This is a genomic window from Arthrobacter sp. Rue61a (assembly GCF_000294695.2).
Lineage (GTDB): Bacteria > Actinomycetota > Actinomycetes > Actinomycetales > Micrococcaceae > Arthrobacter > Arthrobacter aurescens_A.
This window is the reverse complement of sequence record NC_018531.1, coordinates 1,700,396-1,716,300: the sequence shown is the minus strand read 5'-3', so window position 1 is coordinate 1,716,300 and position 15,905 is coordinate 1,700,396. Positions and strand designations below refer to the sequence as shown.

At 63.4% G+C, this 15,905-nt stretch carries 14 protein-coding genes and 1 rRNA gene; 4 read left to right on the top strand and 11 right to left on the bottom strand.

Annotation, left to right across the window (positions count from 1 at the left end):
* Nucleotides 1-8: 8 nt before the first annotated feature.
* The 3 genes from ARUE_RS07875 to ARUE_RS07865 all read left to right on the top strand — a co-directional run bounded on the left by ARUE_RS07875 (nt 9) and on the right by ARUE_RS07865 (nt 3,652).
* Complete coding sequence (locus ARUE_RS07875; protein ID WP_014921337.1) at nt 9-1,529, top strand: MmgE/PrpD family protein; 1,521 nt, start codon at nt 9-11, stop codon at nt 1,527-1,529.
* Nucleotides 1,530-2,435 carry a methylisocitrate lyase gene (gene prpB / locus ARUE_RS07870; protein ID WP_014921336.1) on the top strand — a complete coding sequence of 302 codons (906 nt, stop codon included), beginning with the start codon at nt 1,530-1,532 and terminating at the stop codon, nt 2,433-2,435.
* A gap of 77 nt (nt 2,436-2,512) precedes the next feature.
* Complete coding sequence (locus ARUE_RS07865) at nt 2,513-3,652, top strand: bifunctional 2-methylcitrate synthase/citrate synthase (RefSeq protein ID WP_014921335.1); 1,140 nt, start codon at nt 2,513-2,515, stop codon at nt 3,650-3,652.
* A gap of 73 nt (nt 3,653-3,725) precedes the next feature.
* Here ARUE_RS07865 and ARUE_RS07860 read toward each other — a convergent pair whose 3' ends face one another.
* On the bottom strand, nt 3,726-4,223 hold the full coding sequence (locus tag ARUE_RS07860; protein WP_014921334.1) for an 8-oxo-dGTP diphosphatase: 498 nt from the start codon (nt 4,221-4,223) through the stop codon (nt 3,726-3,728).
* Nucleotides 4,224-4,279: 56 nt separating this feature from the next.
* On the opposite strand from ARUE_RS07860, the gene ARUE_RS07855 reads away from it, so the two are divergent.
* Nucleotides 4,280-5,038 carry a hypothetical protein gene (locus tag ARUE_RS07855; protein WP_014921333.1) on the top strand — a complete coding sequence of 253 codons (759 nt, stop codon included), beginning with the start codon at nt 4,280-4,282 and terminating at the stop codon, nt 5,036-5,038.
* A gap of 23 nt (nt 5,039-5,061) precedes the next feature.
* Here ARUE_RS07855 and xerD read toward each other — a convergent pair whose 3' ends face one another.
* From xerD to rrf, 10 genes are all read right to left on the bottom strand, one after another.
* Nucleotides 5,062-6,021, bottom strand: coding sequence for a site-specific tyrosine recombinase XerD (gene xerD / locus ARUE_RS07850; RefSeq protein ID WP_011774365.1), 960 nt, complete (start codon nt 6,019-6,021; stop codon nt 5,062-5,064).
* 2 nt (nt 6,022-6,023) lie between these two features.
* The gene (locus ARUE_RS07845; protein WP_014921332.1) at nt 6,024-6,686 is read right to left on the bottom strand and encodes an NUDIX domain-containing protein; all 663 of its coding nucleotides are present in this window, start codon (nt 6,684-6,686) and stop codon (nt 6,024-6,026) included.
* A gap of 27 nt (nt 6,687-6,713) precedes the next feature.
* Nucleotides 6,714-8,459, bottom strand: a complete 1,746-nt coding sequence (gene pyrG, locus ARUE_RS07840) for a CTP synthase (RefSeq protein WP_011774363.1) — start codon at nt 8,457-8,459, stop codon at nt 6,714-6,716.
* A 127-nt stretch (nt 8,460-8,586) separates the two neighbouring features.
* The gene (gene recN / locus ARUE_RS07835) at nt 8,587-10,326 is read right to left on the bottom strand and encodes a DNA repair protein RecN (RefSeq protein ID WP_014921331.1); all 1,740 of its coding nucleotides are present in this window, start codon (nt 10,324-10,326) and stop codon (nt 8,587-8,589) included.
* Nucleotides 10,327-10,329: 3 nt separating this feature from the next.
* The gene (locus tag ARUE_RS07830; protein ID WP_014921330.1) at nt 10,330-11,370 is read right to left on the bottom strand and encodes an NAD kinase; all 1,041 of its coding nucleotides are present in this window, start codon (nt 11,368-11,370) and stop codon (nt 10,330-10,332) included.
* Nucleotides 11,371-11,383: 13 nt separating this feature from the next.
* Complete coding sequence (locus ARUE_RS07825; protein ID WP_011774360.1) at nt 11,384-12,196, bottom strand: TlyA family RNA methyltransferase; 813 nt, start codon at nt 12,194-12,196, stop codon at nt 11,384-11,386.
* A gap of 3 nt (nt 12,197-12,199) precedes the next feature.
* Nucleotides 12,200-12,460 (bottom strand): hypothetical protein, encoded by a 261-nt coding sequence (locus ARUE_RS07820; protein WP_014921329.1) that lies wholly within the window; start codon nt 12,458-12,460, stop codon nt 12,200-12,202.
* Between the two features lie 9 nt (nt 12,461-12,469).
* Nucleotides 12,470-13,456 (bottom strand): HAD-IIA family hydrolase, encoded by a 987-nt coding sequence (locus ARUE_RS07815; protein WP_014921328.1) that lies wholly within the window; start codon nt 13,454-13,456, stop codon nt 12,470-12,472.
* The gene (locus ARUE_RS07810) at nt 13,449-15,347 is read right to left on the bottom strand and encodes a hypothetical protein (RefSeq protein ID WP_014921327.1); all 1,899 of its coding nucleotides are present in this window, start codon (nt 15,345-15,347) and stop codon (nt 13,449-13,451) included. Before ARUE_RS07810 ends, ARUE_RS07815 begins: the two co-directional genes overlap by 8 nt.
* 326 nt (nt 15,348-15,673) lie before the next feature.
* Nucleotides 15,674-15,790, bottom strand: a 5S ribosomal RNA gene (rrf, locus tag ARUE_RS07805).
* Nucleotides 15,791-15,905 lie beyond the last annotated feature (115 nt).

The window sequence follows — 15,905 nt, the reverse complement described above, 5'->3', positions numbered from 1 at the left end:
GGAGCACCATGGTCAAGAACAACCACGTCCGCGTCTACAAGAGCGAAGAGAACCTCCCCCGCGAGGAGCAGCTGGCACACAAGATCGCCGTAGTCGCCGCCGACGCAGTCGAGGTGACCCCCGAGGTCACCGACATGGTGATCAACCGGATCATCGACAACGCTTCGGTGGCCATCGCCTCGTTGAACCGGGCACCGATCGTCGCGGCCCGCGCACAGGCATTGACCCATTCCCCGTCTGCCAACGGCAAGGGCGCCTCAGTGTTCGGCATCGAAGAGCAGGTCTCCCCCGAGTGGGCCGCCTGGGCCAACGGTGTGGCCGTGCGCGAACTCGACTACCACGACACGTTCCTGGCCGCTGACTACTCCCACCCGGGCGACAACATCCCGCCGATCCTGGCCGTCGCCCAGCACGTTGGCTCCAACGGCGCCGACCTTGTCCGTGCCATCGCCACCGGCTACGAAATCCAGGTGAACCTGGTCAAGGCCATCTGCCTGCACAAACACAAGATCGACCACGTCGCCCACCTCGGCCCGTCCGCCGCCGCCGGCATCGGCACGTTGCTGGGGTTGGATGTTGAGACGATCTTCCAGTCCGTGGGCCAAGCCCTGCACACCACCACCGCCACCCGGCAGTCCCGCAAGGGCGAAATCTCCACCTGGAAAGCCCACGCACCCGCGTTCGCGGGCAAGATGGCGGTTGAAGCGGTAGACCGTTCGATGCGCGGACAGACCTCCCCCGTGCCGATCTACGAAGGCGAAGACGGCGTGATCGCCTGGATGCTGGACGGCCCCGATGCCTCCTACGAGGTTCCGCTGCCCCTGCCCGGTGAAGCCAAGCGCGCCATCCTGGACACCTACACCAAGGAACACTCCGCCGAGTACCAGGCCCAGGCGTGGATCGACCTCGCCCGCAAGCTCAACCGCGAGCACCCGGAAACCACGGACCCGGCCAACGTGGAATCCGTGCTGATCAAGACCAGCCACCACACGCACTACGTGATCGGTTCCGGCGCGAACGATCCCCAGAAGTACTCCCCCACCGCGTCCCGCGAAACCCTGGACCACTCCATCCCATACATCTTCACCGTCGCCCTGCAGGACGGCGCCTGGCACCATGTGGACTCCTACGCCCCAGAACGCGCAGCACGCCCGGACACCGTGGAACTCTGGCACAAGGTCACCACCGTCGAAGACCCCGAATGGACCCGCCGCTACCACTCCCTGGACATCGCAGAGAAAGCCTTCGGCGGCACTGTTGTCATCACACTCACGGATGGGTCTGTTGTCACGGACGAAATCGCCGTCGCCGACGCCCACCCGCTCGGTGCCCGGCCGTTCGCCCGCGAGCAATACATCAACAAGTTCCGCACCCTCGCTGCCGGTCTCGTGGAGGAAGCCGAAATCGAAAGGTTCCTCACCGCCGTCGAACGCGTCACCGAACTCGGCGAAGGCGAACTGGACCAACTGAACATCACCGCAGCGCCCGGCGTGATCGACCTCAACAACGCACCCAAGGGACTGTTCTAAATGCTGTACTCCAAAGTCACCCCCGAACAGAAGAGGGTCAATCTGCGGGAGTTGCTGGCCTCCGGGACCGTGCAGCAGTTCCCGGGAGCGTTCAACCCGCTCTCGGCCCGGCTGATCGAGGAAAAAGGCTTCGCCGGGGTCTACATCTCCGGCGCCGTCCTGGCCAACGACCTCGGCCTGCCGGACATCGGCCTGACCACCCTCACCGAGGTAGCCACCCGGGCGGGGCAGATCGCCCGGATGACGGACCTTCCCTCCCTGGTGGACGCCGACACCGGTTTCGGTGAGCCCATGAACGTGGCCCGCACCATCCAGGAGCTCGAAAATGCGGGCCTTGCCGGCTGCCACATCGAAGACCAGTTCAACCCCAAACGCTGCGGACACCTGGACGGCAAAAACGTGGTGGACATCGACACCGCCACCAAACGCATCCGCGCAGCAGCAGACGCACGCCGGGACCCGAACTTCCTCATCATGGCCCGCACCGACATCCGCGCCGTCGAAGGAATCCAGGCCGCACAGGACCGCGCCAAAGCCCTCGTAGAGGCCGGCGCTGACGCGATCTTCCCCGAAGCCATGGCCACCCTGGACGAATTCCAGGCCATCCGAGACGCCGTGGACGTACCGATCCTGGCCAACATGACCGAGTTCGGCAAAAGCGATCTCTTCACTGTGGACCAGCTTCAAACCGTAGGCGTGAACATGGTCATCTACCCCGTCACGCTACTCCGCATTGCCATGGGAGCTGCAGAGCGTACTCTGGAATCGATTAAGGCTGCGGGGACCCAAGAAGCGCAAGTGGAAAACATGCTCACGCGTGCGCGCCTCTACGAACTCGTCGACTACGAGGCATACAACCAATTCGATACCGGCGTTTTCAACTTCCAGGTTCCTGGCATTCGCTAGGTCCCGGGATTCATACAGGGGAAAGCAGGTAGCCCGGGGCTTCCGGGCCGCTTGCATTATGAACGAAGGAGAGCAGCATGGTAGCTGTTGACATCAAAAAGGGCCTTGCCGGCGTCGTGGTGGATTACACCGCCGTATCAAAGGTCAACCCGGACACCAACTCGCTGCTGTATCGCGGCTACCCGGTCCAGGAACTGGCCGCCAAATGCAGCTTCGAAGAAGTCGCGTACCTGCTGTGGAACGGCGAACTGCCCACTGACGCAGAGCTTGCGGAATTCACTGCCCGCGAGCGTTCCGGTCGCGCCTTGGACCCCGTGGTCAAGTCCGTTGTGGATACCTTGCCCACCACAGCTCATCCCATGGACGTGTGCCGCACGGCAGCATCCGTGCTCGGTGCCCGGCACGAGTTGGCCGAGGATTCCACCCCCGAGGCGAACATGAAGAAGGCAATCGACCTCTGGGCTGCCATGCCCGCCGTCGTTGCCTACGACCAGCGCCGCCGCCGCGGCCAGGAGCCTGTGGAACCCCGCGAGGACCTGGACTACTCCGCCAACTTCCTCTGGATGACCTTCGGCGAAGAGCAGGTTCCCGAAGTGGTGGAGGCGTTCAACGTCTCCATGATCCTGTACGCGGAACACTCCTTCAACGCCTCAACCTTCACGGCACGTGTGGTCACCTCCACGCTCTCGGACCTGCACTCCGCTGTTACTGCCGCGATCGGTGCTCTCAAGGGTCCTCTGCACGGTGGAGCCAACGAAGCTGTGATGCACACGTTCGATGAGATCGGCATCCGCAGCGAAGAATCCCTCGAGGAAGCCGCCACCCGTGCCCGTGCCTGGATGGAAGACGCCCTGGCACAGAAGAAGAAGGTCATGGGCTTCGGACACCGCGTCTACAAGCACGGCGACTCCCGTGTGCCCACCATGAAGGCCGCCCTGGACAAGATGATCGCGCACTACGGACGGCCCGAACTCCTGGGGCTGTACAACGGCTTGGAACAGGCCATGGAGGAGGCCAAGGCGATCAAGCCCAACCTCGACTACCCTGCCGGCCCCACGTACCACCTCATGGGCTTCGACACCCAGACGTTCACGCCCCTGTTCGTGGCTAGCCGCATCACCGGCTGGACCGCGCACATCATGGAGCAGGTGGCTTCCAACTCACTCATCCGCCCGCTGAGCGAGTACAACGGTCCGGAAGAACGGCACGTGCCGTAACGCTTCCGGACTAAAGCAGGAAGAACGACGGCGGGCCGGTCACCGAAAGGCGACCGGTCCGCCGTCGCTATTTCTACGACTCGGGGTCCACCCAAGCAACCGTGTGGACGTCAGCCACATTCTCGTTATCTGCCGCCAAGGCCACCGTTACGGCGATGCGCTGGCCGGAAATCATGGCCGGCAGCCAGTGTTCGGCGTCAGCCCACATCCGATTCACGGGAAGCTGTGCCACAGGGAACCACGCAGGGGCAATCTCGTCGCTTTCCGACGGTTCCCCGTCCCACTCGCGGGTCAGGAACACAGTAGTTGCCATGTTCCACTCCGGCCTGGCCGGGAACACAAAGTCCACAGTGCCCGCAGGAATCAGGTCCTTCGCCTGAACCACAACATTGATTTCCTCCATGACCTCACGGCATGCAGCCTCCGAGGCGGTCTCCCCCGCTTCAACATGCCCGCCGACACCCACTACCTTGCCCCTGCCGAAACCCGTCTTCTTGGTCCCGAGCAAAACATGTTCGCCGTCCGCGGCGTCGCGGAGGAGGAAGCACAAGGTCACATGGGCTGCAGTCATGCTGCCTACCTTAACCTGATCTCCCCTGCCACTGCCGCCATTGCTACAGTGAGCCCATGACTGAAGGTGGGGGTGACGCGCGCGCCAATGCGGCCGCCGTCGAAGACGATGCAGAACCGCCGTCCAAGCGAGGTATCGGTGCCGCAGAAATGGTCCCCAATGCTAAGGCTGAACGGGACTCCTGGCTACCCCGTTGGTTGGTGGCACACCCGCTCTATGCAGGTTGGGCGTGGACTGTGGTGTGGGCAGGGCTGATCGTCTTGGACGAGGTGGTGGACCTTGCCGGATGGACCTGGTACCTGCTGGTCCTCGTAGCGGCACTGCCGACGCTAATCTCCACGCTGGTGGTGCTTCATGCCACGCCACGAAGCCACCTGCGTGCGGTGGACGCGACAGTCCTGGGCCACTTCTTCGTCCGCTTCCTCGCATTAGTGGCAGCGTTCATGGTCTGGGCAGCGTCGGTGGTGATGAGTGCCTCGATCTCCACCACTGTCCAGTCCGTGATTGGCGATTCCGAAAAGGAAGTCACGGCACTGGGTTTCAACCTCATGCTGGCCGCAGTTCCGCTGGTGCTCTCCATCCTGTGGATGGCCTTCATTGTGCGCTGTGCATGGTTCCTGCGGCGTTTGCGGGGCTGGCGGCAGATACCGCTGAAGACACGCGTACCGAAGAAGTTCCTGCGCGGGCGCCCAAGGCTCAAGCGCGTAGTAGTGGGGCTCGCGCACCCCGGGCTGTTGCTCGTAGCTGGCTTGGGGACGTCGCTGCTGGCGTTGTTCGTCGACGCCGTGGAGCTGACGCTGAACGTGCTCGAATAGCTCTGGTTATCCGAGCGCTCCGGTTATCCGAGCGCTCTGGGATGCGCGGCTGCGTAGACCTCACGCAAAGTGTCCGCTGTGACCAGGGTATAGACCTGCGTGGTGGTCACGGACGCATGTCCCAGCAGCTCCTGGACCACCCTGACATCCGCACCGCCCTCCAGGAGGTGGGTGGCGAAGGAATGGCGCAGCGTGTGCGGCGAGACATCTTTGGTGATGTTGGCCTTCTCGGCCGCCGTCTTGAGGATGGTCCACGCACTCTGCCTGCTGATCCGGCCACCACGGGCATTGAGGAACAGAGCCGGAGTGCCTTTGCCCTTGGACGCCAGCAGCGGCCTGCCGCGGACAACATAGGCCCCGACGGCGCGGGCACCGAAAGAGCCCAGAGGAACCAGACGTTCCTTGGAACCCTTGCCGAACAGCCTCACGATGGCAGGGTCACCGCCGGTGTCTTCGAGGGACACGTCATCAACATCCAGTCCCACGGCCTCGCTGATGCGGGCCCCTGTGGAGTAGAGAAATTCAAGCAGTGCGCGGTCACGGAGACCGGTAGCGGTATCCGAGCCGGCAGCTTCCAGGATGCGCGTCACTTCACCAACGCTGATGGCTTTTGGAAGCCGTTTGCCCGGCATAGGCGGGTGGACATCGCTGGCGGGGTCCGCCGTCGTGGTTCCTTCGAGCGCCCAAAACTTGTGGAGTCCACGTACAGCCACCACGGTGCGGGCGGCGGAGCGGACGCCCAAAGCGGCGGCGCCATCGGAGCCGTCGGACAATGCCTGAACGAAGGCTGTCACGTGGTGCCGTGTGATACTTCCGGGCTGTTCCACACCTTGGGCCGCCAGGAAGTTGGAGTATCGGGCGAGGTCCCTACGGTACGCAGACAAAGTGTTTGCCGCCAAGCCGCGTTCCACACCAACGTGCTGGAGATAGTCGGTTATTGCGCGGTCAACGCCGTTGGCGGTTCGAGTGGCGGCCTCGGCCATGCTCAGCGCTGGCTCGGATGAGCCGGCCAAGGCGCATTGGCTGGCCGAAGGCTGGTGAAACCATCGGCGTTCGCGGCAGCGGCGGCAAGGATCCCCAGCACCGCAGAAGGATTGTGCAGCCGGCCTTCCAGCACTGCCTTCACCGCTTCGTCGAGCGGCACCCAGTGAAGTTCAATCTCGGCCTCTTCATCGGTGCGGACGTGGCGTTCCGCCACAGGGACGTCGCTGAGGCCCCGTGCCAGATAGATCCGGACTGCCTCGCTGGAAGAACCCGGCGAGTTGAAGAAGTCCACAAGGACGTTCCAGGTAGCGGCCACCAGGTCGGCTTCCTCTGCCAGCTCCCTGGCCGCGCCCACCACGAAATCCTCGCCTTCGACGTCCAGCAGGCCGGCGGGAATCTCCCACAGATCCATGGCCACCGGATGCCGGTACTGCTTCAGCAGCAGAATCTCACCGTCCACGTTCATGGGCAGCACTGCCACAGCGCCCGGGTGGTCGATGTAATCACGAACCAGGGTGTCCGTGCCGTCGCTGAGTTGGAACGAGTCGCTGACAACGTCCCAAATGCGGCCTTCGTACACCTTGCTGGTAGACAAAAGACGGCGCGGGCTCGGCATGTCCGAAACCTGCCTTGATGTGCGGGGGGTTTCAGAAATACCGGGCATCGCGCCGTCCTTCACTAGTACTTGCGTTTACTTGGCAGCTACCGCGCGGGCACCGGTCTTGGTGGCCACGGGCGCACCTTCGCGACGCTCCAAGGCAGCCTTGACCAAACCTGCGAACAGCGGGTGGGGGCGCGTGGGGCGGGAGCTGAGCTCCGGGTGCGCCTGCGTTGCCACGTAGTACGGGTGGACTTCACGGGGAAGCTCCACATACTCCACCAGCTTGCCGTCAGGAGACGTACCGGAGAACACCAGGCCCTCGGCAGCGATCTGGTCACGGTACTTGTTGTTGACCTCGTAGCGGTGGCGGTGGCGTTCGCTGACGGTGGTGGTGCCATAAGTCTCGGCAATGACCGAGCCTTCGTCCAGCTTGGCTTCGTAGAGGCCCAGGCGCATGGTGCCGCCAAGGTCTCCCTTGCCTTCCACGATGTCCAGCTGCTCTTCCATGGTGGCGATAACCGGGTACTTCGAATCCGGCTCGAACTCGCTGGAGGAAGCACCTTCAAGGCCAACTACGTTGCGTGCATACTCGATCACCATGCACTGCAGGCCCAAGCAAAGGCCCAGGACCGGGAGCTTGGTTTCACGGGCGAACTTCAACGCGCCCAGCTTGCCTTCGAGGCCGCGGATACCGAAGCCACCGGGAACGCAGATGGCGTCCACGCCGGCCAGGGACTTGGTTGCACCGGCCAGGGTTTCACACTCGTCCGACGGGACCCAGCGGATCTTGACCTTGGCTTCGTTGGCAAAACCGCCGGCGCGAAGTGCCTCGGTGACCGAGAGGTAGGCGTCCGGAAGGTCGATGTACTTGCCCACCAGGGCTACCTCGACCTCGTGCTTGGGGTTGTGGACAGCTTCAAGCAGCTTGTCCCACTTGCTCCAGTCAACGTCCTTGAACGGCAGATCCAGTGCACGGACGATGTAGGAGTCCAGGCCCTGCGAGTGAAGGGTCTTGGGGATGTCGTAGATGCTGGGTGCGTCAGCGGCGTTAACCACGGCGTCGATGTCGACGTCGCACATGCGGCCGATCTTCTCCCGCATGGCATCGGGCACTTCGCGGTCTGAGCGGATCACGATTGCTTCAGGCTGGATACCAATGGAGCGGAGAGCCGCCACGGAGTGCTGGGTGGGCTTGGTCTTCAGTTCCTGGGAAGGACCGATGTACGGGACCAGCGAAACGTGCAGGAAGAAGACGTTGTTCCGGCCCACGTCCTGGCGAACCTGCCGTGCAGACTCCAGGAACGGCTGCGACTCGATGTCGCCAACCGTGCCGCCGATTTCGGTGATGATGACGTCAGGAGCGTTTTTGCCTTCGGCAGGCAGGCGCATGCGGCGCTTGATTTCATCGGTGATGTGGGGAATGACCTGAACGGTGTCCCCAAGGTATTCGCCGCGACGTTCCTTGGCGATAACGGTGGAGTAGATCTGGCCCGTTGTGACGTTGGCCGAACCTTCGAGGTTCTCATCAAGGAAGCGCTCGTAGTGACCAATGTCGAGGTCTGTTTCGGCGCCGTCATCAGTCACGAATACTTCGCCGTGCTGGAAGGGGTTCATCGTGCCCGGATCCACGTTCAGATAAGGATCGAGCTTCTGCATAGTTACAGACAAACCACGTGCCCGCAGCAGGTGACCGAGGCTGGAAGCCGTCAGACCCTTACCGAGCGAGGACGCCACACCACCGGTGACGAAGATGTGTTTGGTCGTCTTGGACGAGCCCGGGAACCGGGAATTTACACGGGAATTTGATCGCTGCACCACGGAATTCGAGCTTATCATCAATTACGCCTTCCAAGCGTCCGTTCGGATTCCCCAAATGGTCAATAGTTGCTCACCACCGCGGTCCAAGCAAGACCCGCGCGGGATTAAGTGCACTGATGTGATTGTGCTCGCACTCCCCGCAGCACTAGGCGCGCTGCGGCAGGAGCTTTGCGTCGTCCAGCAATTCCTGGGCGTGCGCCTGCGCGCTCTCGGAGTCCTCCTGGCCGGCCAGCATGCGGGCAAGCTCCTTGACCCGCTCATCGTCGCTGAGAAGCTGCACGTCGCTGGACGTGAAGCCGGTGGTTGTTTTCCCGTCAGCGCCGCGCACGGAAGTTTTGGTCACGCGGATGTGTTGATCCGCGAAGGCCGCCACCTGCGGCAGGTGCGTCACCACCAGCACCTGGACGTGCCGGGCGAGCATGGCCAGCCTGCGTCCGATTTCGACGGCGGCCCGCCCACCCACGCCGGCGTCCACCTCATCGAACACGAACGTTGGGACGGGATCTACTGCGGCGAGCACTACCTCAATCGCCAACATGACCCTGGACAGTTCACCGCCGGAGGCTCCCTTGCCCAGGGGCCTCGCCGGGGCGCCAGAGTGAGGTTGGAGGAGGAAGGCGATTTCATCAGTGCCCCACGGGCCCAACGCGCCGCTCCCATCCACCTCGATGACCAAGGTGGCGTCAGCCATCGCCAAGGCCTTCAGCTCGGCACTGACCCGGCCTGAGAGGTCCTTCGCCGCCTTGAGCCGGGCCTTGGTGATGGCCGCCGCCAGCTTGCGCAGGGTCGCCTCCGCAGAAGCAACCTCGGCGTCCAAGGACTCGATCCGAGTGGAGTCATCCTGCAACTCATCAAGGCGGGTCCTCGCAGTAGCTGCCCACTCAAGCACTTCATCAATGCTCGGGGCATACTTGCGGATCAGCTTGGCAAGGAAAGCCCGGCGTTCCTCGATTTCGGAGAGCCGCTCAGGGCCTTCGCTGTCCAAGGCCGCCTGGTAACTGGAGAGCTCGGCGGCGATGTCATTAAGGAGGAAGCCGACCTCCGCCAGCCGGGTTGCTGCGGAACGAAGTTCCTCGTCATGCTCAGCCACATGCTCCAGGGTCCGCTTGGCCGCATCCACCATGGTGGTTGCGTCGCCGGCGTCCCCGAATTCCTCGGCGATGAGGGACTCATGGGCCGCAGCCGCCGCCAAACGCAATTCTTCCACGTTGGCCAGTTTTACAGCCTCGGCTTTGAGTGTCTCGTCTTCACCCGGTTGGGGATCCACCTCGTCAATTTCCTTGAGGGCGGCGTCCAGCGACTCAGCCTCGCGCAAACGCTCGCGGGCTTCGCTGCGCAGCGTCTCCAGTTCGGCCTGGATGGCTTTCCAGTGGTTGAACAGCTCCTGGTACTCCCCCAGAGATTTGGCCAGGGGTGCTCCGGCAAATCTGTCCAAGGCGTGCCGCTGCGCGGTGGCACTCTTGAGCCGGATCTGGTCCGACTGGCCATGGACCACCACCAAACTCTCGCCCAGCTCTGCAAGAACCCCCACAGGTGCCGCGCGCCCGCCAACATAAGCCCGGCTACGCCCATCGGCACCCACGGTGCGGGCAAGCAGGAGCTCAGCGACGCCGTCGAACTCTTCTGCCTCGCCGCCTGCCTCCTTGGCGCGTTCCACAGCGCTGTGCGCGGGATCGAGCTTAAGAACAGCCTCGGCCGACGCGGACTTGGCACCGCTTCGCACCGCGCCGGCGTCCGAACGGGCACCGAGAAGAAGCCCGACGGCGGTCACCACCATGGTCTTGCCCGCACCGGTTTCACCGGTGACCACGCTGAGGCCAGGTCCAAGAGGAAGGGCGGCGTCGGTTATGACGCCAAGGTCACGGATTCGGAGTTCTTCGAGCATGTTTCACTTCGCATTCGTGGGGTCTGATGGCTCACCGTGCCCCAGGTCCTGGGACGTCTCGGAGTCCCGGGGGCTGGGCAACGGAGCCGGTGACAAGGTCCGGATGACGGGGATGGGACCGGTATGAACTTCACCGCTCCGAGGGGCCGGTCCGCGCCAACCGTGGATGGGAAGCTGGAACTTGCGGACAAGCCGGGCCGAGAACGGAGTCTTATGGGTCCGTGCGAGCCGCACCGGGGTGGCCGAACGGGTTACTTCAACGCGTGCTCCCGGCGGGAGGTCCACCGAACGCCGCCCATCACACCAAAGAACACCCAAGGCGTCGGTCCTGTTCATGATTTCAACCGCCAATTTGGAGCGCGGAGACACCACCAAAGGCTTGGCAAAAAGCGCGTGGGCACTAATCGGGACAATAACCAAAGCTTCGACCTCCGGCCACACCACGGGCCCGCCTGAAGAGAAAGCGTAAGCCGTGGAACCCGTGGGCGTTGCGAGGACAACACCGTCGCAGCCGAACGACGTCAGAGGACGCTCGTCCACCTCGGTGACAACCTCCAACATGCGTTCGCGGTTGGCCTTCTCAATGGCAGCCTCATTCAAAGCCCACGTGTGCCAAATCTTCTGACCCTTGACCCACACCTGGACATCGATGGTCATGCGTTCTTCCACCGTGTACTGGCGGCTGGCTATCCACTCCACTGTCTGGGCCAGATCGGCGCGCTCACTTTCCGCCAGGAAGCCCACATGCCCCAGGTTCACGCCCAACAGCGGGACGTCCACCTCGCGCACCAGTTCGGCAGCCCTCAAGATGGTGCCGTCGCCGCCGAGGACCATCACCAGCTCCACATCCTCAAGATTGACGTGATCGTTGAGGATCTCGATGGGCGTATCAAGGGCGCCGAAGAACCGTTCAATATCTGCAAGTTCGGATTTCTGCAGCACGGGAACCAAGCCTGAGGAATGCAGTTGCGTACAGGCATCCCACGCTGCGCGGAGCGATTCCTCCCGCCCTGTGTGGGCAAGGACAAGTACACGCCTGCTCATCGGGTTCTGCTTTCTAGTGGTTCGGCCAGAGTTTCTTGATCAACGCAGCAACGTCCTCGTCCCGCTCTTCGATCTTAGGCAACGCCGTGGACATCCTGCGCTTCATCCACAGGAAGTATTCAACATTTCCGTCCTGGCCCGGAAGCGGGCTGGGTGCGAGGTCCTGAAGTTCAAGGCCGGCATCCACTGCCGCCCGGGCAACCTGCGCCACGGCCCGGCGTCGTTCATTCTCCGACGACACCACGCCGGTTCGGCTCAGACGCTCCTTGCCCACCTCGAATTGCGGCTTGACCATGAGGACCAAATCACCGCCCGGCTCCGTGCACTGGGCAAGGGGTCCCACAACCAGTGTCAACGAAATGAAGGACAAATCGGCCACAGTCAGTTTCGCTGGACCGCCGATCTCCTCCGGCGTCATATACCGGACGTTGAGGCCCTCGTGGACCTCCACTCTGGGATCCTCCCGAAGGTGCGGCACCAGCTGGCCGTGCCCCACGTCCACCGCCACCACCTGGGCGGCACCTTGCCGGAGCAAAACGTCAGTGAAACCGCCCGTGGAGGCACCGGCGTCGAGACACCGCTTACCGGAAACCACGACGCCGGGAAACACCTTCAGCGCGCCGGCCAGCTTGTGCCCGGCGCGGCTTGCGTAGATGTCCTCCAGATGGGCCTCGACATCCAATTCCGTCCGGGCATCCACTTGATGGGCAGCTTTGACGAGAACGTGGCCGCCCGAGCTGACCTTGCCGTCGCTAATGAGCTTGGCGGCATGGGTACGAGACCTCGCCAGCCCGCGGGTGACGAGTTCCTGATCAAGTCTTGGCATGCGTTAGCTGTCGCCTTCCGGGCGGGGGGTGCTTTGTGGGACCGCCGGGAGCCCTGGTTCGGCATCCAAAGCTTCCAACAAGGCGTCATGGATGCCGATGTACAGCTCCCCATGGTCCTGTACGGGTGACTCCGCCACGCCGTCCAGCAGGCCGAGGGCCTTGTCCACCAAGGGATCCCCCGTGGGGCTTGCCGTGTCAGGCCACTGAACTGCAGGTCGTTCCGGATCGGGATGTTCCGATTCGGAATGTTGGGGCTCGGTCATCGCACCAGTCTAGTGATTTCGCCACACCAGCTGCGGCGTTTGCGCCACGTCCGTGTCCGGAACAGCTGCCCACCACGCCGCGCATGCCGCCCGCCACGCGTCGAGGTCACCCTCGAGGCCAGTCACCGTGACAATCCCGTCCCCGGCAACTGCAGTGGCTGCACCGCAACGGAACATACCGGCGTCGCTGACAACCTCCGGATACGGTGCGTACAAGCCCGTCAGGTCTGCCAGGAGGTAGTCCGGACGTTCATCCGTTCGTGCAGCAATGATGGTGTGGGTGGTGTCCACTCCGGTGAGGACGGCCGCCGTCGCAAATCCTGCACGGTTGCCGCCCAGGATGTCGGTGTCCAGACGGTCGCCCACAACCAGCGGACGGTCGGCCTTAAGCCGTTTGGCCGCTGCGTGGAAAAGAGGGGCCTCAGGCTTACCGGCCACCAGCGGCGCCTTTCCCGTGGCGGCCGCCACAGCGGCAACCAGTGTTCCATTCCCGGGGGCCATGCCGCGGGCCTGCGGGATGGACATGTCCGTGTTGGTGGCAAACCACATGGCTCCCCCGGCCACAACATACGACGCCTCCGCGAGATCCTTCCAGCCAATCTCCGGGTTGAACCCCTGGACAACGGCAACCGGGGATTCGGCGGCACTGTGCACGGGTTTCAGGCCCGCCAATTCGATCTCATGGGCCAAAGCCGCACTGCCCGTGATGAGGACATGCGCCCCCGCAGGCAGCATGGAAGCCAGAAGCTCCCCTGCTGCCTGGGAGGAACTGACCACTTGATGGTCCTCAGCCGGCGCGCCAAGCTCACGTAGATGCGCCGCGACCTGGGCCGGGGTGCGGGAGGCATTGTTGGTCACATAACCCAGGCCAACGCCTACGGTTTCGAGACGCTGCAATGACTCCACAGCCCCAGGGATGGCGTGGGGTCCTGCATAGACCACCCCGTCCAGATCTGAAAGGACAGCATCAAACAGTGAGATCAGTGAATCAGCCATGCTGGGAGTCGGAGCCCTCGTTCTCGGTGTCTTCGTCTTTTGCCTCTGCGTCTTCTTCCGCGGAATCGATGTCCGATTCCGCGTCATCCGACTCGAAGTAATCAGACTCAGCATCGTCAAGCTCAACGTCATCACGCTCGACGTCAGCAGCTGCCGCCTCAACGATGACCGTCTCCGTCTCAGGCTTCACGACGTCGGCGTCCGGGGCCGGCCTCTCGAAACGCGGCTTACGCGCAGCTGCTTCTTCCTGCTCGTCCCAGCCAAGGTCAAGAATCTCGGGCTCCGCAAAATCGCCCACACCCAAAGCGTTCTCAGCAACCAGCGCCTGGCGGGCCCACTTGTCCGCTTCCTCGGTTCGACCCACCGCGCTCAAAGCCTCAGCGTATGCACGGAACAGACGCGGGCTGTACGAGAATGCCCGGTTGATGTCCAGCTGCGGGATCTCAAGCTCGCTGACAGCAGCATCCAACTGGTTGAGATCGGCACGAGCACCCGAGGCCACGATCGCAAGCTCAACCTTGCCCGGAGCGTCAAGATCCTGGGCTTCGGGAGAGCGGACCATGTCCAACGCGCGATCAGGGCGGCCAAGGCCACGCTCGCAGTCAGCCATCACCGGCAAATGCACGTTGGAGCCACTGATGCGGCGGTACGTGCGGAATTCACGCAGAGCCTCACCATAGTGACCGGCAGCGTAAGCAGTCAGGCCAACCGCTTCACGCACGGCCGAGAGTCGACCGCCGCGGCGGCTTGCAGCAAGGGCGTGCTGGAAGGCGAGCTCGGGCTCGATGTCGATCAAGCGTCCGGCCATGACCAGATGCTTTGCGACCCACCCCGCGCTCTGCTCCTCGAGGGTCTTGATCTGGTGGCCCGTGGCGCGGTCGAGTTCCTTGCCCGTGACGTCCTCGTCAATTTCAGGAGAACGCTCGCGGTCGGGACGGTTGGCGCTGCGGATGTCCTTGGCGTTCGGCACCCTGGCCGGACGTTCTTCCCACGAGCCGCCACGCTCGGGGCGGTCGCCGCCGAAGGAACGACGTTCGCCGCCACGCTCGGGGCGGTCGCCGAAAGGCTTGCGGTCGCCACGGTCGCCGAAGGGCTTCCGGTCACGGTCGTTGTTGAAGGGGCGACGCTCACCATCGCGTGCCGGACGATCCCCACGGTCGCCGAAAGGCTTCCGGTCACGGTCGCCACCGAATGCGCGGCGGTCATCGCCATCGCGGCGCGGGCCATCGAAGTTCCGCGGTCCACGCTCAGGACGATCGCCGAAGGGCTTCCGGTCGCCACGGTCGTTGTTGAAGGGGCGACGCTCGCCATCGCGTGCCGGACGATCCCCACGGTCACCAAACGAACGGCGCTCACCGTCACGGGCAGGACGGTCGCCGAAGGGCTTGCGGTCGCCACGGTCGTTGTTGAAGGGGCGACGCTCGCCATCGCGTGCCGGACGATCCCCACGGTCGCCGAAGGGCTTGCGGTCACGGTCGCCACCGAATGCGCGGCGGTCATCGCCATCGCGGCGCGGGCCATCGAAGTTCCGCGGTCCACGCTCAGGACGATCACCGAACGGCTTCCGGTCACTACGGTCGTTGTTGAAGGGGCGACGCTCACCATCGCGTGCCGGACGGTCGTTACGGTCGCCAAAAGGCTTCCGATCACGGTCGCCGCCGAAGGAGCGACGTTCACCGTCACGTGCCGGACGATCCCCACGGTCATTACTGAAGGGGCGACGCTCACCATCACGTGCCGGACGATCATTGCCGTCCCGGTTCTCCCTGGAACGGAAGCCACGAGGGTCTCCGCCGGAATTGTTGTTGGGGCGGTACGAACCACGGTCGTCCCGGTTCCCTCCGAAGTTTCCGCGATTGCCGCCGCGATTGCCGCCGTTGTGCTCAGCCATGGTGGATTCCTCCTGTTGCGAGCCGACCACTGGCGCGTGCGTAGTCGCTCATAACCCTTATTTCGTTGTCACGCCGCCAGCAGCGCTCAGCTGCCGACTCGTATATCTGGTTCAATTCTATTCGACCCCACCACAGCGACCGAACGCCGGAAGCACCTTTGGGGCGTCCCGTGGCAAGTCTCACAAGCGCAGAGCCATCCAACTACCTCTCAGTAGTGCTGTGCTCGAGCATGGGAAGCACTACTACTGCCAGGCAGTCGGGCAGCAATTGGTTGTTAAATGCGGGGAGCCCCGACCGTGGTGGTCGGGGCTTCCCGTGAATGGTTGTCCGGCGGTGTCCTACTCTCCCACACCCTCCCGGGTGCAGTACCATCGGCGCTGTGGGTCTTAGCTTCCGGGTTCGGAATGGGACCGGGCGTTTCCCCCACGCTATGACCGCCGTAACTCTGTTACCCGAACCCCGGTGCCAGGTTGTCCTGGGTGGGGGTGGGAAATCTTTGGGTTACAACTGTGGTGTTGTGTATTTAGTTGTTGGTTCCTGGAACGGTTGTTGTTCGG

What these genes read in the sequence shown, in the direction of transcription:
- ARUE_RS07855 (WP_014921333.1), top strand. Translation starts at nt 4,280, where the DNA reads ATGACTGAAGGTGGGGGTGACGCGCGCGCCAATGCGGCCGCCGTCGAA.
- ARUE_RS07865 (WP_014921335.1), top strand. Translation starts at nt 2,513, where the DNA reads ATGGTAGCTGTTGACATCAAAAAGGGCCTTGCCGGCGTCGTGGTGGAT.
- ARUE_RS07825 (WP_011774360.1), bottom strand. Translation starts at nt 12,196, where the DNA reads ATGCCAAGACTTGATCAGGAACTCGTCACCCGCGGGCTGGCGAGGTCT.
- ARUE_RS07860 (WP_014921334.1), bottom strand. Translation starts at nt 4,223, where the DNA reads ATGACTGCAGCCCATGTGACCTTGTGCTTCCTCCTCCGCGACGCCGCG.
- ARUE_RS07815 (WP_014921328.1), bottom strand. Translation starts at nt 13,456, where the DNA reads ATGGCTGATTCACTGATCTCACTGTTTGATGCTGTCCTTTCAGATCTG.
- prpB (WP_014921336.1), top strand. Translation starts at nt 1,530, where the DNA reads ATGCTGTACTCCAAAGTCACCCCCGAACAGAAGAGGGTCAATCTGCGG.
- ARUE_RS07810 (WP_014921327.1), bottom strand. Translation starts at nt 15,347, where the DNA reads ATGGCTGAGCACAACGGCGGCAATCGCGGCGGCAATCGCGGAAACTTC.
- pyrG (WP_011774363.1), bottom strand. Translation starts at nt 8,459, where the DNA reads ATGATAAGCTCGAATTCCGTGGTGCAGCGATCAAATTCCCGTGTAAAT.
- ARUE_RS07845 (WP_014921332.1), bottom strand. Translation starts at nt 6,686, where the DNA reads ATGCCCGGTATTTCTGAAACCCCCCGCACATCAAGGCAGGTTTCGGAC.
- ARUE_RS07875 (WP_014921337.1), top strand. Translation starts at nt 9, where the DNA reads ATGGTCAAGAACAACCACGTCCGCGTCTACAAGAGCGAAGAGAACCTC.
- ARUE_RS07830 (WP_014921330.1), bottom strand. Translation starts at nt 11,370, where the DNA reads ATGAGCAGGCGTGTACTTGTCCTTGCCCACACAGGGCGGGAGGAATCG.
- xerD (WP_011774365.1), bottom strand. Translation starts at nt 6,021, where the DNA reads ATGGCCGAGGCCGCCACTCGAACCGCCAACGGCGTTGACCGCGCAATA.
- recN (WP_014921331.1), bottom strand. Translation starts at nt 10,326, where the DNA reads ATGCTCGAAGAACTCCGAATCCGTGACCTTGGCGTCATAACCGACGCC.
- ARUE_RS07820 (WP_014921329.1), bottom strand. Translation starts at nt 12,460, where the DNA reads ATGACCGAGCCCCAACATTCCGAATCGGAACATCCCGATCCGGAACGA.